This window comes from Streptomyces sp. NPDC044033 (assembly GCF_056434425.1).
Genome location: NZ_JBWKFF010000011.1, coordinates 242417 through 263709 on the forward strand (window position 1 = coordinate 242417; position 21293 = coordinate 263709).

General features: G+C 71.6%; 17 protein-coding genes. 5 read left to right on the top strand and 12 right to left on the bottom strand.

The features are described 5' to 3' along the window. Window positions 1-127: 127 nt before the first annotated feature. The gene (locus AC07AB_RS21225) at window positions 128-763 is read left to right on the top strand and encodes a hypothetical protein (protein ID WP_478569139.1); all 636 of its coding nucleotides are present in this window, start codon (window positions 128-130) and stop codon (window positions 761-763) included. A gap of 157 nt (window positions 764-920) precedes the next feature. Here the strand turns inward: AC07AB_RS21225 and AC07AB_RS21230 are convergent, their stop codons facing one another. Next, a complete protein-coding gene (locus AC07AB_RS21230; protein ID WP_478569141.1) occupies window positions 921-3092 on the bottom strand; it encodes a primosomal protein N' in 2172 nt (723 codons plus the stop codon). A 291-nt stretch (window positions 3093-3383) separates the two neighbouring features. Between AC07AB_RS21230 and AC07AB_RS21235 the strand changes: the two genes are divergently transcribed. From AC07AB_RS21235 to AC07AB_RS21250, 4 genes are read left to right on the top strand one after another with little or no spacing between them, the layout of a single operon-like run. After that, window positions 3384-4679 (top strand): helix-turn-helix domain-containing protein, encoded by a 1296-nt coding sequence (locus AC07AB_RS21235; RefSeq protein ID WP_478569143.1) that lies wholly within the window; start codon window positions 3384-3386, stop codon window positions 4677-4679. A gap of 25 nt (window positions 4680-4704) precedes the next feature. Next, window positions 4705-5463, top strand: a complete 759-nt coding sequence (locus AC07AB_RS21240) for a TIR domain-containing protein (RefSeq protein ID WP_478569145.1) — start codon at window positions 4705-4707, stop codon at window positions 5461-5463. Further along, a complete protein-coding gene (locus tag AC07AB_RS21245; protein ID WP_478569147.1) occupies window positions 5463-7418 on the top strand; it encodes an ABC transporter substrate-binding protein in 1956 nt (651 codons plus the stop codon). The genes AC07AB_RS21240 and AC07AB_RS21245 overlap by 1 nt, the downstream gene beginning before the upstream one ends. A gap of 22 nt (window positions 7419-7440) precedes the next feature. Then, window positions 7441-8628, top strand: coding sequence for a hypothetical protein (locus AC07AB_RS21250; RefSeq protein ID WP_478569149.1), 1188 nt, complete (start codon window positions 7441-7443; stop codon window positions 8626-8628). 73 nt (window positions 8629-8701) lie between these two features. Here the strand turns inward: AC07AB_RS21250 and metK are convergent, their stop codons facing one another. From metK to AC07AB_RS21305, 11 genes are all read right to left on the bottom strand, one after another. Further along, entirely contained in the window at window positions 8702-9925 is a 1224-nt protein-coding gene (gene metK, locus AC07AB_RS21255) for a methionine adenosyltransferase (protein WP_478569150.1), read from the bottom strand. A gap of 172 nt (window positions 9926-10097) precedes the next feature. Further along, on the bottom strand, window positions 10098-11315 hold the full coding sequence (coaBC, locus tag AC07AB_RS21260) for a bifunctional phosphopantothenoylcysteine decarboxylase/phosphopantothenate--cysteine ligase CoaBC (RefSeq protein WP_478569152.1): 1218 nt from the start codon (window positions 11313-11315) through the stop codon (window positions 10098-10100). A gap of 120 nt (window positions 11316-11435) precedes the next feature. Then, the gene (rpoZ, locus tag AC07AB_RS21265) at window positions 11436-11708 is read right to left on the bottom strand and encodes a DNA-directed RNA polymerase subunit omega (protein ID WP_030879741.1); all 273 of its coding nucleotides are present in this window, start codon (window positions 11706-11708) and stop codon (window positions 11436-11438) included. A gap of 55 nt (window positions 11709-11763) precedes the next feature. After that, a complete protein-coding gene (gene gmk / locus AC07AB_RS21270; RefSeq protein ID WP_478569154.1) occupies window positions 11764-12369 on the bottom strand; it encodes a guanylate kinase in 606 nt (201 codons plus the stop codon). Between the two features lie 38 nt (window positions 12370-12407). Then, complete coding sequence (locus AC07AB_RS21275; protein WP_478569156.1) at window positions 12408-12731, bottom strand: integration host factor; 324 nt, start codon at window positions 12729-12731, stop codon at window positions 12408-12410. A gap of 214 nt (window positions 12732-12945) precedes the next feature. Then, window positions 12946-13797, bottom strand: a complete 852-nt coding sequence (pyrF, locus tag AC07AB_RS21280; protein ID WP_478569158.1) for an orotidine-5'-phosphate decarboxylase — start codon at window positions 13795-13797, stop codon at window positions 12946-12948. After that, window positions 13794-14903, bottom strand: coding sequence for a quinone-dependent dihydroorotate dehydrogenase (locus AC07AB_RS21285; protein ID WP_478569160.1), 1110 nt, complete (start codon window positions 14901-14903; stop codon window positions 13794-13796). The genes pyrF and AC07AB_RS21285 overlap by 4 nt, the downstream gene beginning before the upstream one ends. 91 nt (window positions 14904-14994) lie before the next feature. Further along, on the bottom strand, window positions 14995-18306 hold the full coding sequence (carB, locus tag AC07AB_RS21290; RefSeq protein WP_478569162.1) for a carbamoyl-phosphate synthase large subunit: 3312 nt from the start codon (window positions 18304-18306) through the stop codon (window positions 14995-14997). After that, on the bottom strand, window positions 18299-19450 hold the full coding sequence (carA, locus tag AC07AB_RS21295) for a glutamine-hydrolyzing carbamoyl-phosphate synthase small subunit (RefSeq protein WP_478569164.1): 1152 nt from the start codon (window positions 19448-19450) through the stop codon (window positions 18299-18301). The genes carB and carA overlap by 8 nt, the downstream gene beginning before the upstream one ends. Further along, window positions 19447-20010 (bottom strand): PH-like domain-containing protein, encoded by a 564-nt coding sequence (locus tag AC07AB_RS21300; protein ID WP_478569166.1) that lies wholly within the window; start codon window positions 20008-20010, stop codon window positions 19447-19449. The genes carA and AC07AB_RS21300 overlap by 4 nt, the downstream gene beginning before the upstream one ends. Then, complete coding sequence (locus tag AC07AB_RS21305) at window positions 20007-21293, bottom strand: dihydroorotase (protein ID WP_478569168.1); 1287 nt, start codon at window positions 21291-21293, stop codon at window positions 20007-20009. The genes AC07AB_RS21300 and AC07AB_RS21305 overlap by 4 nt, the downstream gene beginning before the upstream one ends.

Sequence of the window (21293 nt, forward strand, 5' to 3'; positions counted from 1 at the left end):
GGCACGGGCCGGCCCTCGTTCGCTTCCGATGGCCATCCGATCCATTGCCCTGATGTCCGCGTTCCACACCTTCTACTTTCCGCACCTTCCACTTTCCGCATTCCACGCCGGTTCGAGAGGCTTGTTCATGGCCGACCACGCAACCCACGACGCCCAGGCACGGGCCAGCCTGCATCTGCTGGTGCGGGATATCGAGCGGGTCCGCCGACAGGTGGACGCATTGCGCACCCTCACCGCCCAGCTCGGAAACGTCTACCGCCCGCGGCGCACCGGCCCGTCCGCGGGCTTCGTCGTGTACGGGCGGGCGCCCGCGCCGACCGTACGGCTCGCGCAGGAGCTGCGCGACAGCATCGAGACGCTCGTCACCGCGGCGGTGGACTTCGACCGCTCGCTGGGCTTCTCGTGGGACGCGGTGGGTTCGGCGCTCGGCGTCACCAAACAGGCGGTGCACCGTCGTTACGGCACCCGCCGGGCCGGCGCGCAGAACGCCGCGGGCGGCGGGCACGGCGGCGAGCCGGTCCGTACGACGGATACGGCCGGGCTGCCGGCCGCATCCGTCGGCCCTCAGCTGCCCGCAGCCGTGCCCGCCGCCCGCTCCATGCCGGGACAGTCGGCCCCGGCACTGAGGGATTCAGGTCTGAGGGATCCGGGTTTGCGGGATCCGGGCCTGCGAGAGCCCGGTCTGCGCGATGCGGCGCTGCGGGACTCGGCGCTGCGGGAGGAGCCGCGGCCGAGCGCCTTCCCCGGCCCCCGCAACGGCTGACCGCACGCCGCCTCCCGACGCTCCTCCTGACGCTCCTCCCGTCACTCCGACCGTCTCGCCGCCCTGACGCTCACTGCCCCGAGGCCCGGCCCACGCCGGACCACGGGGCAGCGCCGCTTCACCCTCTCCCCCTCCCCCTCCCCCGACCGACGCTCCGTCAGCCGATGTCCGGCGGATCGACACGGATACGCACCGGGGCCCCCTCGCGGCGCACCAGCCGCGCCGCCTGCGCCGCCTTCAGCGCGGCGGCCAGGGCGGCCCCGTTGCCGGGACGCACCCGCAGCAGCGCCCGCTCCCACTGCTCCCCCGGCGGCGGATCGCCCGTGCGCCGCGGCCGGCCCGCGTCGGTCATGGGCAGCGCGACCGGGCCCAGCACCTCGGCATCACCGGGGAGTTCGGCCATCTCGATCAGGTCCGCCACGGCCTCCGGGGGGCCCGCCACCGCGGCCATCCGCGAGACGGGCGGGAACCCCAGCTCGGCGCGGTCCGCGAGCTCCCGCACCGCGTGCCCGGCCGGGTCCCAGCGCACCAGCGCCTGTACGGGCCGCAGCGTGGGCTCGGCGACGACGACCACCGTGCCGCCCGCCTCCTGCCCCCGGACCAGCGCGGCCGCGCCCAGCCAGCGGCGCAGCGCCTCCTCGCCCGCGCGCAGGTCGGGACGGGTGAGGAGCGCCCAGCCGTCGAGGAGCAGCGCCGCCGCGTAGCCCCCTTCGGCGATGGGCTCCGCGCCCGGCGTCGAGACGATGAGGGCGGGCCCGTCGGGCACGGTGTCCAGGATGTGATCGCGTCCGGAGGTCCGTACGGGCACGGCGGGAAACGCCCTGCCCAGCTCCTCGGCGGTGCGCCGGGCCCCGACGACCTGGGCGCGCAGCCGGAAGCCGCCGCACTCGCCGCAGTGCCAGTCGTGGGCTTCGCGCGCGCACCATCCGCAGTGCAGTTCGCCGTCGCCGCCGCGCGCCTCCAAGGGGCCCGCGCAGTGCCGGCACCGCGCGGGCTCACGGCACCGCTCGCAGGCCAGCCGCGGTACGTACCCCCGGCGCGGCACCTGGACGAGCACCGGGCCGCTCTTGAGCCCGTCCCGCACCGCCTGCCAGGCCAGGGTGGGCAGCCGGGCGGCGCGCGCCGCCTCGTCACGCGCCTGGTCGCCGTCGCCGACCGTACGGATCATGGGCGCCGCGGCGCGCACCTGGGCGCGGTCGGCGGCCAGCGGCAGCGCCCATCCGGTCTCCACGAGCTGGGCGGCCTCGACCGTGCAGCCGTGGCCGCCGAGCAGGAAGGCCGCCTTCTCGTGCGCGGCGCGCAGCAGCAGCACCTCGCGCGCGTGCGGCTGCGGGGCGTGCGGCTCGCTGTGGCTGGCGTCGCCGTCGTCCCAGATCGCGACGAGGCCCAGGTCGCGTACGGGCGCGAACATCGCGGCGCGGGTGCCGACCACCGCCCGTACGCTGCCGCGGCTGACCGCGAGCCAGCGGCGGTAGCGCTCCTCGGGCCCGGCGTCCGCGGTGAGCAGCGTGTGCCGGCCGTCGCCGAGCAGCTCGGTCAGCGCGGCGTCCACGCGGGCGGCGGCCCGCCCGTCCGGCACGACGATCAGCGCGCCGCGGTGGGAGGCGAGGGCCGCGGCGGCGGCGCGGGCCAGCTCCTGGGGCCAGTGCGGACCGGGCAGCGCGGTCCATACGGCGCGCGGGCGCTCGCCCCGGCGGACGGCGTCGAGGTAGGCGGGGCCGGTCGGGTACCGGGACCAGCTGTCGGGCTCGGGCGGGGCTGGCGGGGGCAGCGGTTCGGGCGAGGGCTTGGCCTCGGGGCGGGCGCGGCGGGGCGGGACGGCGAGCTGGACGACGTCGGCGAGCGTGCCCGCGTAGCGGTCGGCGACGGCGCGGCACAGCGCCAGCAGCTCGGGGCCGAGCACCGGTTCCGGGGAGAGGACCTGGGCGATGGGGGCGAGCGGGCCGCGGTAGTCACTCTCCGCCCGGCGCTCGACGATGAAGCCGTTGTGCAGCTCGCCGCCCTCGCGACGCCCCTTGGCGACCCGGGCCCCGAACCGCACCCGCACCCGGGCACCGGGCCGCGCCTCGTCGTCCATGGCCTCGGGCACGGCGTAGTCGAAGAACTGGTCGAGGTGGATGAGCCCCTTGTCCACCAGGACGCGGGCGACGGGCCGGTCCGCGGCTAGCGCGGCGCCCCGCCAGGTGCGCGGCTTGGCACGCGGCACCTTCGCCTCGCGCACGGTCTCCCGAATGAGCGCGAGCTGCTCTCCCCCGGCCGGGTCACCCGCCGGGGCCGCGTCCGCCGCCTGCGCCGGATTCCGCTCCGGCCGCCCGTTCTCGCTGCTCACGGCTCCAGTCTTAGCAGACACCACTGACACTCCCGTTTCGTGAGCGGGGCCGGAGTACGGCCCGGGGCGTATCGACACCTCGGGGGAGTTCCTGTTGCGTTCGTCGCGGGAAGCACGGCCGGAGGCCCGCGAGAAAACCGCGAAGAAGCCACGAAGAAGCCGCGAAGGAATCAGAGGAAACAGAAACAGGAAACGGGAAACGTCCCTATTCGCCTTGTTCCGCCGGGGGGCCTGCCGCACGCTACTCGCGGCGAACGTCGGCTGCCCGGCGCACGGAGTACGGAGGTAGAAATGCCGGAGCAGCCGCACGAGTTCGGGCGGGAACTGCGCAGACGACGGCTGGCCGCGAAGTGGTCGCTGGAGCGGCTCGGCCAGTCGGTGCATTACAGCAAGGCCCAGCTCAGCAAGGTGGAGCGGGGGCTCAAACGCCCCACGCCGGAGCTGTCACGGCTCTGCGACACCGTACTCGGGGCCGGGGGCGCGCTGACCGCCCTGGTCCCCGGCCGGCCCCCGGCGGCCGGCCTTCCGGATTCCGACGCACATCACGACGATGAGGTGTGGCTCATGCGCCTGGGTAAAGACGGAACGGGTTCGTTCCGCCCGATGAACCGCCGCCGAGTCCTCACGGCGGGAGCCGCCTCGGTTCTCGCCATGGGCGTCGGCGGCGTGCACATCACCGCCGACACCGGGGCGACGACCCTGGTCGACGCCCATCGGTCGATGTTCGACCAGTTCCGACGGCTGGGCCAGCTCTCGGGCCCCGGCGGCATCCTGCCCCCGCTCATCGCCCAGACCCACAGCCTCGAACAGCAAGCCGCCCGCTCCGGCCCGGCCACCCGGCTCGAACTGCTGGTGCTGGCCTCCCGGTACGCGGAGTACGCGGGCTGGATGGCGCAGGAGTCGGGCAACGACGGGGCCGCGCTGTGGTGGACGGACCGCGCCGTGGAGTTCGCGACCGCCGGAGGCGACCGCGAACTCGCCGTGTACGCGCTCGTACGCCGGGCGCTCGTCAGCCTCTTCCGCGCCGACGTGACCTCGGCCATCCACCTGTCCGACCGCGCCCTGGCGAGCGCCGCCTCGCCCCGCATCCGCGGCCTGGCGGCGCAGCACCTGGCCCAGAGCCACGCCGTAGCCGGCGACTACGACGCCTGCATGCGCAGCCTGGACCGCTCCCGCGATCTGCTCGCACTCGACGCCGCGGATCCGTCGTCGCCGGTGATCGGCGCGTCTCATCTGCCCGATGTGGTCTCGATGTTCACCGGTTGGTGCCTATACGAACTCGGCCACCCGCACCGGGCCGCCGAAGCCCTCGACCGGGAGACGGCCCAGCTCCCGGCCGACGCGCTGCGCACACGCTCGCGGTACGGGGTGCGGCTCGCTCTCGCGCACGCCGCGGCCGGGGAGATCGAGCAGGCGTGCGCGGTGACCCAGGGGCTGCTCGACGCCGTCGGGCTGGTGCGTTCCGCGACGATCACGACGGATCTGCGGCGGCTGGCGCGAGTGCTCGGGCGCCATCCGCGCAACGCGGCGGTACGGGCGCTGAGCCCGGAGCTTTCCGGCGTGCTGACCATGACCGTTCTTCAGTGACACCTGATGGAGAGGACCGCACATCATGCATGAACTGTTCGTCAACTACCGCGTCATGAGCGCCAAATCGACGGCCCATACATTCGAGCGCGCTCTGACCGAGCGGTTCGGACCGGACAGCGTCTTCCTTGCCAGCCACCAATCCATCGACCTCGGCGCCAACTACATCAGCTCCCTCGTCAACAAGATCCGGCGATGCAGCGTCCTCCTCGCCCTCGTCGGCCCGGACTGGCTCGACGCCCCCGACCCGCGGCGCAGGGGCCGCAGGGCGCTCAACAACCCGGACGACTGGGTCCGCCGGGAGCTGGAGGAGGCGTTCGGGTGTGGAGTCCTGGTCGTACCGGTCCTGCTCGAACGGCACACGGACCAGTTGGACCCGCGGCGGCTGCCGAAGTCGATCGCCAGGCTGGCGGAGTGCCAGTTCGAGCGCTTCCACGACCGCACCGGCGACACGGACCTCGCCCGGCTGGGCGACCGGCTGGCTCGGCAGGTGCCGGAACTGGCTTCTCTGGACAAGCGCCCGCCGACCCCTCGCGAAAAGTCTGCGACGCCTCAAGGGCCGACGATGAGCAACACCGGGCAGAGCGGCGGCATCGGCAACATGCGCGGAAAGGTCGACACCTACGTCCACGAGTCGCACGGGCCGCTCAGTACAGGGAGCGGCGAGCAGATCAACGGAACGCAGATCAAGGGCGACGGCACCAATTACATCGCGCACGACAATCAGGGCGGCATCCAGCAGCGGTTCGGCTCCTCCCCTCGGGACAAGGAGGGTGAACGCTGATGGCCGACCCGGCGCAGGAGGACAACACCACCTTCATCTCCGAGTCCTACGGCGCGACGCACACCGGTGAGGGCACCCAGTTCAATCTCTATATGCAGCAGGCCACTTCGCGCCTTCGCAATCTGGGCAGAAGTCCACGAATCATCGCCCAGGACGAACGCGAGTGCCTCGACCGCCGCTTCATCGAGCCCGACCGGTACCGCCAGGCGCGCGACATGCTGCGCGACCACGGCAGCGTCCTGCTCGGCGGTCAGCCGGGAAGCGGCCGGCGGGCGGCGGGCGTGATGCTGCTGCACCGGTCGCCCGGGAACGAGGGCAGTCTCCACGAGCTGCCCGACACCCAGGACGACGAGGGCTCCCAGGCTCTGGACACCTCGGCCATCGGAGAGGGCGACCGCCTGTTGCTGGACCTCTCGAACAGCGACGAGGCCAGATACATCGCCGTGCAGAGCGAACTGTCCGCCTTTCGAACGGTGTTGATGGAGCGTTCGGCGCGACTCGTGGTGGTGCTGCCCGCCCACTTCGGCTACCTCCAGCGGCCCGAACAGCGTCCGTTCGCGGTGGAGGTCGGACGGCCGTCCGGGCACGAGGTGCTGATGCGGTATCTGCGACTTGACCGCGTCACCTGTGCCCGGAGCGAGGTGGATTCCATCGCCGACTTGCAGGAGTACGTGCGTCGCGAGCCCATGCGCGAAATCGCCAGACTGGCGGATCGCATACGCCAGGAGCGGGACGACGGCCACGAGAAGGACGACACGTTCCCTCAGTGGTGCGCACGCGCCCTGGGCTCGGTCACCGACCGCGCCCCGGAAGTGGCGGGCTTCATCGCCAGGTCGGAGGGACGGCAACGGGCGCTGTCGCTGTCGCTGGCCATGCTCCACGGGCGCAGGCCGGACGCGGTCTTCCGTGCCACGGAGACGCTGCTGAAAGTCATCAGTCATCCGGCGGACGAGCGCCCTCGGCTGGAGCACCTGGATCTGACCGCCCAGTTCGCGGACATCGGGGCCGAGACGCAGCCGGACGGCATGGTGCGCTTCCGTGTACCGGCGTACGCCCAGGCGATCCGCACCCACTTCTGGACGTTCTTCCCCGACGTGCGGACCAACTTCAGGAACTGGGTCAAGGACTGTGTCCTTGACCCGGAGTTCGACGCTCCCGAACGCACCGTCCTGATCCCGCACTTCGCCGAACAGTGCTTACGCACGGACCGCCCCCAAGACCTATGGGCCCTGGCCGAGCGGTGGACGCATGGCGACTCGGCTCGGCTCCTGCCCGACACGGTCCAGCTCCTGGCACTGGGGCTACGCCATGAACGGCACGGCCGGGCGTTCCGGAGGCAGATCTACGACTGGTCCCTCAACGCCTACCTGACGGCGGTACGCAGGCGCGTCCTGGTCATGGTGTGCTCCAAGGTCATGTCGGAGACCCATCCCGACCAGGCACTCGTGCGGCTGCACCATCTCGCCCGTCGGGAGAGGCCCGCGAAGGAAAGCCCGGCGCTCGACGCATTGCTCGCCCTCGCCGGCAGCGACGGCCGCCTCTTCCGCCTGCTCCTGGACCGGCTGGAGCCCGGTAAATGGCCGCGCGATGCCATCGCCTTCTACGCGCTCGCCGACTACACCTCCCGCACCCGGGCCCTCTACTCCAGTGTGGCCGTACGCGAGCGGACCATCACCGGCTGGGCCGACGTCTTCCTGCACCGCTCGCACGAGGAGTGGCGCGAGCCCGCCTGCCGTTGGCTGATGGCTGCCGACGCCCTGGTCGAGAGGCGCGGTGAGCGGCTGCTGGACGTCCTCGCCCGGGCGGGCGCACGACACCCTGGCACGCCGGGCCGCCTCCACGTCGTCTTCCGGGACTGGGCGCACGCGGACCCGGAGCGTGCCGCGCTCGTCTCCCGCTTCTCGCGCGCGCTCGACGCCGCGCAGGGCATCGAGCCTCTCACCCTCGGCATGTGATTCGGACGCAGGAGACCGCGCTATGAGTTCTGGCCACAAGACCATGACGTTCTTTCTCACCATCATCTGCGGGCTGATCCTGGTCATCTCCGGGCTGGCCCTGCACTGGCCCTTGTGGGCATGGCCAGTGGCCGCCGCAGCCCTGCTGATCAGCGCGGCCCTTGTCATCGAGGCCGCCCCTCGCCCCCAGGGCCCGGTTCCGCAGGAACACGCGCTGGAACCGGACTGGCCGATCCCGCAGACGGAGCGTTGGGAGCAGGCCGTCTCCCGGGTGGCGCTGCCGAGCCGCGTCGACGACTACGACTTCCTCTTCTCCGCCACCGTCCGCTGGTGCCCCCTGGACGCCCCGTCCGACGCCCCGCACATCAACGCGGGAGCGCTGGCCATCGAGTCCGTACTCGCCCGGGCCCGCCACATCACCGTCCTCCAGCCACCCCACCGCAGCTCGCTCGCCCAGTACCAGCTCAACGGCGCACTTGGCACGATGCGCCCCGACCCGACGTGCCGTGTGGAGGCCATGGCCGAGAACGTCGTGCTCCGCCTCTCCGACACTGACGCGGAGCGGCTGACCAAACTCTCCGCCGTGCGCAAGGACGAGGACGTCTGGGAGCACGAGCGCAACTGGGAGCGCAACAAGCGCGAGTACCTGGGGAAGGACGTGCTCAAGGACACCGGCAGCGCCGTGGTGTGGTGGATGGCCCGTAACGAGGACGAAGTCGAGAGGACCGTGGATCTCATCGGCCCGCTCGCCCAGCTCACCTCGGCGGCCAACAACGAGGATGTCCCCGAGCCCTTCCAGCGCCTGGTGCCCGGGTCGCGCCCCGAACCGGAGCCGCAGTTCGCAGGGGCGTGGTCGGCCCCCTTCGGGCAGCCGTCTCCAGCGGGCGACGCCTTCTTCGGCGACGAGCCATCGGGCGACACGAGCCTGACGGATCTGCTCAACAAACTGATGGACCAGGCCGGGATGGCCGAGGACGCCCCCGATCGCGCTCTGTTCGCCCACCGGATCGCAGGCGATCTCGATGCCGCGAACGCGCCGGACGCCGCCGACGAGATCCGCCGCCGCTTCGACGCCCCGACGCCCTCGCCGGACTCCGACGAACCCGGCTTCGACGGACCCGATCCGGGGGCAGAGCCGAAGCCCGATCCGGATTCGGACGGGCCCCCGCCCACCCCCGGCCCCCCGAGCCCCGACACCCCGCCCTTCTGACCCACACGTGCTTGGCCCCGGACCTCTAAAGGTCCGGGGCCAAGCACGCAAGCAGTGCGAAACGCGGGGAAGGCTACAGCCCCGCCGCCCGCCGCAGTGCGTCCACGCGGTCCGTGCGCTCCCAGGTGAAGTCCGGGAGCTCGCGTCCGAAGTGCCCGTACGCGGCGGTCTGCGCGTAGATCGGGCGCAGCAGGTCGAGGTCGCGGATGATCGCGGCGGGGCGGAGGTCGAAGACCTCCGAGATGGCCGTCTCGATCTTCTCCACGTCCACGGTCGCGGTGCCGAAGGTCTCCACGAACAGGCCGACGGGCTCGGCCTTGCCGATCGCGTACGCGACCTGGACCTCGCAGCGCGAGGCGAGGCCGGCGGCGACGACGTTCTTGGCGACCCAGCGCATGGCGTACGCGGCCGAGCGGTCGACCTTGGACGGGTCCTTGCCGGAGAAGGCGCCGCCGCCGTGGCGGGCCATGCCGCCGTAGGTGTCGATGATGATCTTCCGGCCGGTGAGGCCGGCGTCGCCCATCGGGCCGCCGATCTCGAAGCGCCCGGTCGGGTTCACCAGCAGGCGGTAGCCCTCGGTGTCGAGCTTGATGCCGTCCTGGAGGAGTTCGCCCAGCACGTGCTCGACCACGAACTCCCGGATGTCCGGTGCCAGCAGCGAGTCCAGGTCGATGTCCGAGGCGTGCTGGGAGGAGACGACGACGGTGTCGAGGCGGACGGCCTTGTTGCCGTCGTACTCGATGGTCACCTGGGTCTTGCCGTCGGGGCGCAGGTACGGGATGGTCCCGTTCTTGCGGACCTCCGAGAGGCGGCGCGAGAGCCGGTGCGCCAGGTTGATGGGCAGCGGCATCAGCTCGGGTGTCTCGTCGCAGGCGTAGCCGAACATCAGGCCCTGGTCGCCCGCGCCCTGCCGGTCGAGTGCGTCGCCCTCGTCGCCCTCGTCGACGCCTCCGACTCGTTTCTCGTAGGCGTCGTCGACGCCCTGCGCGATGTCCGGGGACTGGGCCCCGATGGAAACGGACACGCCGCAGGAGGCTCCGTCGAAGCCCTTCTTGGACGAGTCGTAGCCGATGTCGAGGATCTTGTTGCGCACGAGCGTGGCGATCGGCGCGTATGCCTTCGTCGTCACCTCACCGGCCACGTGCACCAGGCCGGTGGTGATCAACGTCTCAACGGCGACCCGCGATGACGGGTCCTCCTTGAGGAGAGCGTCGAGGATCGTGTCGCTGATCTGGTCAGCGATCTTGTCGGGGTGACCCTCGGTCACGGACTCCGAGGTGAACAGGCGGCGGGACACATCGCTCCCTGGGGTTGCAGCGGCTGCTGGCTGATCATTGACGGATCGGTCGGGGGCTGCGCCCGACGCCGATCCGGGGCCAGTTTATCCGGCCTTCTCCCGAGCTGGGCATCGCGTCTCGGTCTATGGGAACGTCGTGACCTGCGACACCCTCGAACGAGACGCGATCCGCTCAGGCCAGACGGGGCGCGACCAGGCTCCAGACCGTGTCGGCCAGCGCCTCCTTGGGCCCGTGCGGCACGGAAGTCTCGGTTCCGTCGGCCGCGAGCACGACGGCCTCGTTCTGCTCGGAGCCGAAGGTGCGGTGTTCTCCGACTTCATTGACAACGAGCAGGTCACAGCCTTTCCGGGCGAGTTTCGCGCGGCCGTTGTCGAGGACATCGTCGGTCTCGGCGGCGAATCCGACGATGATCTGTCCCGGACGCGCCCGTGACGCGGAGATCTCCGCCAGAATGTCTGGATTGCGGGTGAGATCGATAGGGGCAGGATCCTGTCCGTCTTTCTTTTTAATCTTCCCCTGGGCGTACTGAACTGGCCGGAAATCGGCTACCGCCGCGGCCATCACTACTGCATCGGCGTCCGCGGCGGCCCCGAGTACCGCCTCCCGCAGCTCCAGCGCCGTGCCGACCCGCACCACATCGGCCCCGGCCGGGTCCGGCAGGCCGGAGTTGGCCGCGATGAGCGTCACCCGGGCACCGCGCGCCACGGCCGTACGGGCCAGGGCGTAGCCCTGCTTGCCGGAGGAGCGGTTGCCGAGGAAGCGCACCGGGTCCAGCGGCTCGCGGGTGCCGCCGGCGCTGACGACCACATGGCGGCCGACGAGATCGGCGTGCCGCTCCTCCGGGCCGCGGGCCAGGACGCCGCGGCAGACCTCGAAGATCTCCGAGGGGTCGGGGAGGCGGCCCTTGCCGGTGTCGACGCCGGTGAGCCGGCCCACGGCGGGCTCGATGACGAGGGCGCCGCGCCGGCGCAGGGTGGCGACGTTCTCCTGGGTGGCCGGGTGCTCCCACATCTCGGTGTGCATGGCGGGCGCGAAGACGACCGGGCAGCGGGCCGTGAGGAGCGTGTTGGTCAGCAGGTCGTCGGCGAGGCCGTGGGCGGCCTTGGCGAGCAGGTCGGCGGTGGCGGGGGCGACGACCACGAGGTCGGCGCCCTGCCCGATCCGTACGTGCGGCACCTCGTGGACCGAGTCCCACACCTCGGTGGAGACGGGGCTGCCGGACAGCCCGGACCAGGTCGCCTCGCCGACGAAGTGCAGCGCGGAGGCGGTCGGCACGACCCGTACGGCGTGGCCCGATTCGGTGAGGCGGCGCAGCAGCTCGCACGCCTTGTAGGCGGCGATGCCGCCGCCCACCCCCAGAACGACCTTGGGCTTGTCCTGCTTCTCCATGGCTCTTGCTTCTCCCCGCGCTTCTCGGTACCGCCTGCCGCGTGCAGGCCCCGCAGGTACCCATGACACACCACGGGCCCGGCAGCCGCGCTGCCGGGCCCGTGGACGGGAGGTTCGTGCTTACTGCGCCGGGGCCTCGATGGCCTCCGAGGTCAGCAGGCCCGCGTTGATCTCGCGGAGCGCGATCGACAGCGGCTTCTCGTGGACGTGCGTGTCCACCAGCGGGCCGACGTACTCCAGCAGGCCCTCGCCGAGCTGCGAGTAGTACGCGTTGATCTGGCGCGCGCGCTTGGCGGCGTAGATCACGAGGCTGTACTTCGAGTCGGTTGCCTCAAGCAGCTCATCAATGGGCGGGTTGATGATGCCCTCGGGCGCGGTCATAGAAGAGGACACGCTCTGCCTTCCGCTGCGTCGTACTGCGGGGGTCGTCCCCCAGAGTTTTCGGGGATCACTCCCCAGAGTTATTCAACATCAAGGCTAGCAGCTCACGGGCCACGTCCTCGACAGAGGTGTTGACGAGGGTGGTGTCGAACTCGGCCTCGGCGGCCAGCTCCACCTTGGCGGCCGCCAGCCGGCGCTCGATGACCTCGGGCGCCTCCGTGCCCCGGCCGGTGAGCCGGCGCACCAGCTCGTCCCAGCTCGGCGGGGCGAGGAAGGTCAGACGGGCCTCGGGCATCGACTCGCGGACCAGCCGCGCGCCCTGGAGGTCGATCTCCAGGAGGACGGGCTCGCCCGCCTCCAGCCGTTCCAGGACCGCCCGCCGGGGCGTGCCGTAGCGGTTGCCCGCGAATTCGGCCCACTCCAGCAGCTCGCCGTTGGCGATGAGCTTGTCGAACTCCTCGTCGTCCACGAAGAAGTACTGGACCCCGTCCCGCTCGCCGGGCCGCGGTTTGCGGGTGGTGGCGGAGACCGAGAGCCATACCTCGGGGTGGACCTTGCGCATATGCGCGACGACCGTGCTCTTGCCGACCCCGGAGGGGCCGGAGAGCACGGTCAGCCGCGGACGTCTGGCCGGAGGGACGGGGGCCGTCCCCCGGGAGACTGGTGTACTCATGCAGCGATTATCCCGGTTCCCAGGAGTGCCTGGGAACGTCAGGCCGCCTTGCCGCCGAACTCACGCTCCAATGAGGCGATCTGGTTGGAGCCGAGACCGCGGACGCGGCGGCTTTCTGAGATGCCGAGTCGCTCCATGATCTGCTTGGCGCGGACCTTGCCCACGCCGGGGAGCGACTCCAGCAGGGCTGAGACCTTCATCTTGCCGATGACGTCGTTCTTCTGTCCCTGCTCGATGACGTCATGGAGCGAGGCGCCGGAGTGCTTGAGTCGATTCTTGACCTCGGCGCGCTCCCGGCGAGCCGCGGCGGCCTTTTCTAGCGCGGCTGCGCGCTGTTCAGGGGTAAGGGGCGGAAGAGCCACGCCTACGTCACCTCGGATGTCGAACTGTCGGATACGGACCGGTGAGGAACCTAGTCGCCCCACACCTACGGAGCAACGAGCAACGCGCTTGCACGTTCGCTCTCGTCGGAGACTAGCGGCCGATCCCGCTCCAGTCAGCGAGAACAGGTGAAAAGTCCTGGTCAGACTCGCTCGACCAGTACTTTTCAGGACATAACAACCAACAATTTTGACGTCAGCCGACCGCCGCGCGCACTTCTTCGGCGAAGCGCGCGGCGGAAGCGCGCAGTCCGGCCGCGTCCGGACCGTGTCGCAGCACACCCCGGCTGGCGCTCGGGACGACGTCGCGGACGGCCGCGCCGAAGACCCGCGGGAGGTCGGCGGGGGTCGCGCCCTGCGCGCCGATGCCGGGGGCGAGCAGGGGACCGTTGATCGCCGGATCGAGGCCGGCCGCGCCCAGCGTGTCGCCGAGGGTCGCGCCGACGACGGCGCCGTACGAGCCCATCGGGGCGGCGCCCGCGTTCTCGTCCCGCAGATGGCCGAGGACCGTGGCGGCGACGCTCAGGCCGTCGGCCCGTACGGCGTGCTGGACCTCGGCGCCCTCCGCGTTGGAGGTGAGCGCCAGCACGAAGACGCCCGCGCCGCTCTCGCGGGCCAGGTCCAGCGCCGGGCGCAGCGAGCCGTAGCCGAGGTACGGGCTGAGGGTGACCGCGTCCGAGAAGAGCGGGCTCGCCGGGTCGAGGTAGGCCGCGGCGTACGCGGCCATGGTGGAGCCGATGTCGCCGCGCTTGGCGTCCATGAGGACCAGCGCGCCCGCGGCGCGGGCCTCGGCGACGGCCTGTTCCAGGACGGCGATGCCGCGCGAGCCGAAGCGCTCGAAGAAGGCGGACTGCGGCTTGAGCACGGCGACCCGGTCGGCGAGGGCCGCCACGGCCGTACGGGTGAAGGTCTCCAGCCCCGCGACGTCGTCGCCCAGCCCCCAGTCGGCGAGCAGCGAGGGGTGCGGGTCGATGCCGACGCACAGCGGGCCGCGCTCGTCCATGGCGCGGCGCAGGCGGGCTCCGAAGGGCTCCGGGGCAGTGGTCATGCGGTCACCTTCCGGTGCTCGGCGCCGACGGCGTCGGCGAGGGTGGCGTAGGGGCTGGCGGCGAGGCGCTCGGCGAGGCCGCGGTGGACGGTGCGGCACCAGAAGGGGCCCTGGTAGATGAAGGCGCTGTAGCCCTGGACGAGGGTGGCACCGGCCAGGATGCGCTCCCAGACGTCGTCGGCGCTCTCGACGCCGCCTACCCCTATCAGGGTGACCCGGTCGCCCACTCGGGCGTACACGCGGCGCAGGACCTCCAGGGAGCGGGCCTTCAGCGGCTGCCCGGACAGGCCGCCGGTCTCCTTCGTCAGGGACGGGGCGGAGTTCAGGCCCAGGCCCTCGCGGACGATGGTGGTGTTGGTGGTGATGATGCCGTCCAGGCCGAGCTCGACGGCGAGGTCGGCGACGGCGTCCACGTCCTCGTCGGCGAGGTCGGGGGCGATCTTGACCAGGAGCGGGACGCGGCGTCCGGGCACGGTGCGGTCGGCGGCCTCGCGTACGGCGGAGAGCAGCGGGCGCAGGTGACCGACGGCCTGGAGGTCGCGCAGGCCGGGGGTGTTCGGCGAGCTGACGTTGACGACGAGGTAGTCGGCGTGGGCGGCGAGGCGCTCGGTGGAGGCGACGTAGTCGGCGACGGCGCCCTCCTCCGGTACCGCCTTGGTCTTGCCGATGTTGACGCCGACGGTGGCCGTGAAGACGGGGTTGCGGGCCGCCAGGCGGGCGGAGACGGCCGCGGAGCCCTCGTTGTTGAATCCCATACGGTTGATCAGCGCGCGGTCCTGCACGAGGCGGAAGAGGCGCTTCTTGGGGTTGCCGGGCTGCGGCTCGGCGGTGACCGTGCCGATCTCGACGTGGTCGAAGCCGAGCATCGTCATGCCGTCGATGGCGACGGCGTTCTTGTCGAAGCCGGCGGCGAGGCCGAAGGGGCCGTGCATCCGCCGCCCCAGGGCCTCGATCCGCAGCGATTTGCGGCGCGGAGCGAGGAGGGCGGCAATGAAGGTGCGCAGGACGGGGACGCGGGCGGCGCCGCGGATCCAGGCGAAGGCGAGGTGGTGGGCGGCCTCCGGGTCCATGCGTCGGAAGATCAACTGGAAGAAGATTCGGTACATATCGGGCCTTCTAGGCATAGGGCTGCACGGGAATCACGGAGAGGCGGGTCTCGCGAGAGGGGGACACCGGCCGGTGTCCCCCTCTCGCGCTCTACGCCTCGCGGGCCGCGGTCAGATGTTCCGCGTGGTCCTGGAGGGAGCGCACCCCGACGTCCCCGCGGGTCAGCGCCTCGATGCCCTGCACGGCGGCGGCGAGCGCCTGCACCGTGGTCAGGCAGGGGACGCCGCGGGCCACGGAGGCCGTGCGGATGTCGTAGCCGTCGAGGCGGCCGCCGGTGCCGTACGGGGTGTTGACGATCAGGTCGACCTCACCGTCGTGGATGAGCTGGACGATCGTCTTCTCACCGTTCGGCCCCTCCCCCTCGCTCTGCTTGCGCACGACGGTGGCCTTGATGCCGTTGCGCCGCAGCACCTCGGCCGTGCCGGAGGTGGCGAGCAGCTCGAAGCCGTGCGCGACCAGCTCGCGCGCCGGGAAGATCATCGAGCGCTTGTCGCGGTTGGCGACGGAGACGAAGGCCCGGCCCTTGGTGGGCAGCGCCCCGTACGCGCCGGCCTGCGACTTGGCATACGCGGTGCCGAAGACCGAGTCGATGCCCATGACCTCGCCGGTGGAGCGCATCTCCGGGCCGAGGACGGTGTCCACACCGCGGCCGGAGGCGTCCCGGAAGCGCGACCAGGGCAGCACGGCCTCCTTGACGGAGATCGGCGCGTCCAGCGGCAGCGTGCCGCCGTCCCCGGTCCTCGGGAGCATGCCCTCCGCGCGCAGCTCGGCGACGGTCGCCCCCAGCGAGATGCGGGCGGCGGCCTTGGCCAGCGGCACGGCGGTCGCCTTCGAGGTGAAGGGCACCGTGCGGGAGGCGCGCGGGTTGGCTTCGAGGACGTAGAGGATGTCCCCGGCCATCGCGAACTGGATGTTGATCAGCCCGCGCACGCCGACGCCCTTGGCGATGGCCTCCGTGGAGGTCCGCAGCCGCTTGATGTCGTAGCCGCCGAGAGTGATCGGGGGCAGCGCGCACGCGGAGTCGCCGGAGTGGATGCCGGCCTCCTCGATGTGCTCCATGACGCCGCCGAGGTAGAGCTCGTGGCCGTCGTAGAGCGCGTCGACGTCGATCTCGATGGCGTCGTCGAGGAACCGGTCGATGAGGACCGGGTGCTGGTCGATCAGCCCGGCGTGGCGGGTGAGGTACTCGCCCAGCGACGGCTCGTCGTAGACGATCTCCATGCCGCGCCCGCCCAGCACATAGCTGGGGCGGACCATGACCGGGAAGCCGATCTCGGCGGCGATCTCCTTGGCCTCGTCGAAGGAGAACGCGGTGCCGTACTTCGGCGCGGGCAGCCCGGCCTCGGTCAGCACCCGGCCGAACGCGCCGCGCTCCTCGGCGAGGTCGATGGACTCCGGCGAGGTGCCCACGATCGGCACGCCGTTGTCCTTGAGCGCCTGGGCCAGGCCCAGCGGGGTCTGGCCGCCGAGCTGGACGATGACGCCCGCGACGGGGCCCGCGAGGGTCTCCACGTGGACGATCTCCAGGACGTCCTCCAGGGTGAGCGGCTCGAAGTAGAGCCGGTCGGAGGTGTCGTAGTCGGTGGAGACGGTCTCCGGGTTGCAGTTGACCATCACGGTCTCGTACCCGGCGTCGGAGAGGGCGAAGGAGGCGTGCACGCAGGAGTAGTCGAACTCGATGCCCTGGCCGATGCGGTTGGGCCCTGAGCCGAGGATGATCACAGCGGGCTTCTCGCGCGGCGCGACCTCGCTCTCCTCGTCGTACGAGGAGTAGAAGTACGGGGTACGGGCGGCGAACTCGGCGGCGCAGGTGTCGACCGTCTTGTAGACCGGCCGCACGCCCAGCGCGTGCCGCACCTCGCGCACGACGTCCTCGCCCAGCCCGCGGATCGCCGCGATCTGCTCGTCGGAGAAGCCGTGCCGCTTGGCCTCGCCGAGAACCCCCGGCTCCAGCTTCTCGGCCGCCGCGATCTCGTCCGCGATCTCGTTGATCAGGAAGAGCTGGTCGACAAACCATGGGTCGATCTTCGTGGCGTCGAAGACCTCACGCTGGGTGGCCCCGGCGCGGATGGCCTGCATGACGGTGTTGATCCGGCCGTCGGTGGGGACCTTGGCGGTCTCCAGGAGCGCCGCCTTGTCGCCGGGCTCGCCCACGAAGGTGAACTGCGAGCCCTTCTTCTCCAGCGAGCGCAGCGCCTTGTTCAGCGCCTCGGTGAAGTTGCGGCCGATCGCCATGGCCTCGCCCACCGACTTCATGGTGGTGGTGAGGGTGGCGTCGGCGGCCGGGAACTTCTCGAACGCGAAGCGGGGCACCTTGACCACGACGTAGTCGAGCGTGGGCTCGAAGGACGCCGGGGTCTTCTCGGTGATGTCGTTCGGGATCTCGTCCAGGGTGTAGCCGACGGCGAGCCGGGCCGCGATCTTGGCGATCGGGAAGCCGGTCGCCTTCGAGGCCAGCGCCGAGGAGCGCGAGACCCGCGGGTTCATCTCGATGACGATGACGCGGCCGTCATCCGGGTTGATGGCGAACTGGATGTTGCAGCCGCCGGTGTCGACGCCGACCTCGCGGATGATCGCGATGCCGATGTCCCGCAGCCGCTGGTACTCCCGGTCGGTGAGCGTCATCGCCGGGGCGACGGTGATCGAGTCGCCGGTGTGCACGCCCATCGGGTCGAAGTTCTCGATGGAGCAGACGACCACGACGTTGTCGTTGCGGTCGCGCATCAGCTCCAGCTCGTACTCCTTCCAGCCGAGGATGGACTCCTCCAGGAGCACCTCGGTGGTCGGCGAGAGGGTGAGCCCCTGGCCCGCGATGCGGCGCAGCTCGTCCTCGTCGTGCGCGAAGCCGGAGCCCGCGCCGCCCATGGTGAAGGAGGGCCGGACGACGACGGGGTAGCCGCCGAGCTGCTCGACGCCCGCGAGGACGTCGTCCATGGAGTGGCAGATGACGGAGCGGGCGGACTCGCCGTACCCGATCTTGGCGTTGACGGCCTCGACGACGCCCTTGAACAGGTCGCGGTCCTCGCCCTTGTTGATCGCCTCGACGTTGGCGCCGATCAGCTCGACGTCGTACGCCTCCAGGACGCCGGCCTCGTGCAGGGAGATCGCTGTGTTGAGCGCGGTCTGGCCGCCGAGGGTGGGCAGCAGCGTGTCGGGGCGCTCCTTGGCGATGATCTTCTCGACGAACTCGGGGGTGATCGGCTCGACGTACGTGGCGTCGGCGATCTCCGGGTCGGTCATGATCGTGGCCGGGTTGGAGTTGACCAGGATGACGCGCAGGCCCTCGGCCTTGAGCACGCGGCACGCCTGGGTACCGGAGTAGTCGAACTCCGCGGCCTGGCCGATGACGATCGGGCCGGAGCCGATGACCAGGACGGACTGGATATCGGAGCGCTTAGGCACGCTGGCCCTCCATGAGCTCTGCGAAGCGGTCGAACAGGTAGGCCGCGTCGTGCGGACCGGCTGCTGCCTCGGGGTGGTACTGGACGCTGAATGCCGGCTGGTCGAGCAGCCGCAGGCCCTCGACCACGCCGTCGTTGAGGCAGACGTGGGAGACCTCGGCGCGGCCGTACGGCGTCTCGGAGACCGCGTCGAGCGGCGCGTCGACGGCGAATCCGTGGTTGTGCGCGGTGATCTCGACCTTGCCGGTGGTGCGATCCTGCACGGGCTGGTTGATGCCGCGGTGGCCGTACTTGAGCTTGTACGTGCCGAAGCCGAGCGCACGGCCCAGGATCTGGTTGCCGAAGCAGATGCCGAAGAGCGGGGTCCGCCGCGCCAGCACCTCCTTGACGACGGTCAGGTCCGCGGTGGCCGGGTCGCCCGGGCCGTTGGAGAGGAACACGCCGTCGGGGCCGGCCGCGTACAGCTGCTCGGCCGTGACGGTCGCCGGCATCACGTGCACCTCGATGCCGCGCTCGGCCATCCGGTGCGGGGTCATGCCCTTGATGCCCAGGTCGATGGCGGCGACCGTGAACTTCTTCGTGCCGATCGCGGGGACGATGTACGGCTCCTCGGTGGCGACCTCGGCGGCGAGGTCGGCGCCCGTCATCCGCGGGGCCTCGCGGACGCGGGCGAGCAGCGCCGCCTCGTCCGCGACGCTCTCGCCGGAGAAGATGCCGACCCGCATGGCGCCGCGCTCCCGCAGGTGGCGGGTGAGCGCCCGGGTGTCGACGCCGGAGATCCCGACGACGCCCTGCCCGGCCAGCTCCTCGTCCAGCGAGCGCTGGGAGCGCCAGTTGGACGGCGTACGGGCGGGGTCGCGCACCACATAGCCCGCGACCCAGATCCGCTTCGACTCGTCGTCCTCGTCGTTGACCCCGGTGTTGCCGATGTGCGGCGCGGTCATGACGACGACCTGGCGGTGGTACGAGGGGTCGGTCAGCGTTTCCTGGTAGCCGGTCATGCCGGTGTTGAAGACCGCTTCGCCGAAGGTCTCCCCCACGGCCCCGTAAGCACGGCCGCGGAAACTGCGGCCGTCCTCCAGGACGAGTACGGCGGGGGACGCCCCTTGCCTCTGCGAGGCGTTCCCCGGCTTGGAGGTCGTCATCGTGCGGTGCCTTCCGTTGCGTTGATCATGGTGTTGACGGCCTCGGTCCACGCCGGATGCTCGGCCGCCTGGTCGGAGCGGAACCCGGAGTCGAGCTCCTTGCCGCCGTGCTCCCAGGTGACCACCAGCAGGCCGCCCTCGGCGAGGACCTTGCCCGCGATGCCCTTGTCGAGCCGGGCGCCGCGGAGCCGGTCCGCGGGGATGAAGAAGTCCTGCGCGCCGGGGCGGACGACGTCCAGCCCCGCGTCCGTCAGGGAGAGCTCCACGCGGCTGCGGGTGCCCAGGCCCCGGGCGACGATGCGGTCGAGCCACTGCCCGGCCGTGGTCGAGCCGTGGTAGCGGCCGGTCATGGCCAGCCGCGGCTCGCCCGGCGACTCGGGAGCGGCGGGCAGCTCGGGCAGGTCGCCCTGGAGGGAGCCGCGCCACTTCCAGCCCTCGCGCATCAGCCAGTAGACGAGCGCGATGAAGAGCAGCAGCCCGACGACCCAGCCGATCCGTCCGGCCCAGTCGGTGACCTGCTGCGACTTCTGCTCCGCAGCGAGGATTGTCGAAAGTGTCACGTCAGCTTCCCGTCCACGACCGTTGCCCGGCCCCGCAGGAAGGTGTGGGTGACGCGCCCCGGCAGCTCGCGGCCCTCGTAGGGGGTGTTGCGGCTGCGGGAGGCGAAGCCCGCGGGGTCCACGGGTCCACGGTAAGCGGAATCGAGGAGGGTGAGGTTGGCGGGTTCCCCGGCGGCGATGGGGCGGCCGTGGCCGCTGAGCCGGCCGATGGCCGCCGGGCGCACGGACATCCGGTCCGCGACGCCGTGCCAGTCGAGGAGGCCGGTGTCGACCATGGTGTGCTGGACCACGGAGAGGGCGGTCTCCAGACCGACCATGCCCATGGCCGCCGCGCCCCACTCGCAGTCCTTGTCCTCGTGCGGGTGCGGGGCGTGGTCGGTGGCGACGCAGTCGATGGTGCCGTCGGCGAGCGCCTCGCGCAGGGCCAGCACGTCGGCCTCGGTGCGCAGCGGCGGGTTCACCTTGTAGACCGGGTTGTACGACCGTACGAGCTCGTCGGTCAGCAGCAGGTGGTGCGGGGTGACCTCGGCCGTCACGTTCCAGCCCTTGGACTTGGCCCAGCGCACGATCTCGACGGAGCCGGCCGTGGAGAGGTGGCAGATGTGCACGCGCGAGCCGACGTGGGCGGCGAGCAGCACATCGCGGGCGATGATCGACTCCTCGGCGACGGCGGGCCAGCCGCCGAGGCCCAGCTCGGCGGAGACGGCGCCCTCGTTCATCTGGGCGCCCTCGGTGAGCCGGGGCTCCTGGGCGTGCTGGGCGACGACGCCGTCGAACGCCTTCACGTACTCCAGCGCGCGGCGCATGATCACCGCGTCGTCCACGCACTTGCCGTCGTCGGAGAAGACCCGGACGCCGGCGGCGCTGTCGTGCATCGCGCCGAGCTCGGCGAGCTTCTTGCCCTCCAGGCCGACGGTGACGGCGCCGATCGGCTGCACGTCGCAGTAGCCGGACTCCTTGCCGAGCCGCCAGACCTGCTCGACGACGCCCGCGGTGTCGGCGACCGGGAAGGTGTTGGCCATGGCGTGCACGGCGGTGAAGCCGCCGACGGCGGCGGCCTTGGTGCCGGTCAGGACGGTCTCGGAGTCCTCGCGGCCGGGCTCGCGCAGATGGGTGTGGAGGTCGACGAGGCCGGGCAGCAGGATCTGCTCCGGGGCCTCGATGACCCGCGCGTCGGCGGCCTCCACGACGGCGCCGACCGCCGCGATGGCCCCGCCGTCGATCAGCACGTCCTGCGGCTCGCCGCCGAGGGGGCGCGCACCGCGGATAAGGATCTTGCTCAT

Coding starts and splice junctions, on each gene's coding strand:
- AC07AB_RS21225 (WP_478569139.1), top strand. CDS start 128: ATGGCCGACCACGCAACCCACGACGCCCAGGCACGGGCCAGCCTGCAT.
- AC07AB_RS21235 (WP_478569143.1), top strand. CDS start 3,384: ATGCCGGAGCAGCCGCACGAGTTCGGGCGGGAACTGCGCAGACGACGG.
- AC07AB_RS21240 (WP_478569145.1), top strand. CDS start 4,705: ATGCATGAACTGTTCGTCAACTACCGCGTCATGAGCGCCAAATCGACG.
- AC07AB_RS21245 (WP_478569147.1), top strand. CDS start 5,463: ATGGCCGACCCGGCGCAGGAGGACAACACCACCTTCATCTCCGAGTCC.
- AC07AB_RS21250 (WP_478569149.1), top strand. CDS start 7,441: ATGAGTTCTGGCCACAAGACCATGACGTTCTTTCTCACCATCATCTGC.
- coaBC (WP_478569152.1), bottom strand. CDS start 11,315: ATGGAGAAGCAGGACAAGCCCAAGGTCGTTCTGGGGGTGGGCGGCGGC.
- gmk (WP_478569154.1), bottom strand. CDS start 12,369: ATGAGTACACCAGTCTCCCGGGGGACGGCCCCCGTCCCTCCGGCCAGA.
- pyrF (WP_478569158.1), bottom strand. CDS start 13,797: ATGACCACTGCCCCGGAGCCCTTCGGAGCCCGCCTGCGCCGCGCCATG.
- AC07AB_RS21285 (WP_478569160.1), bottom strand. CDS start 14,903: ATGTACCGAATCTTCTTCCAGTTGATCTTCCGACGCATGGACCCGGAG.
- carA (WP_478569164.1), bottom strand. CDS start 19,450: ATGACGACCTCCAAGCCGGGGAACGCCTCGCAGAGGCAAGGGGCGTCC.
- AC07AB_RS21305 (WP_478569168.1), bottom strand. CDS start 21,293: ATGAGCAAGATCCTTATCCGCGGTGCGCGCCCCCTCGGCGGCGAGCCG.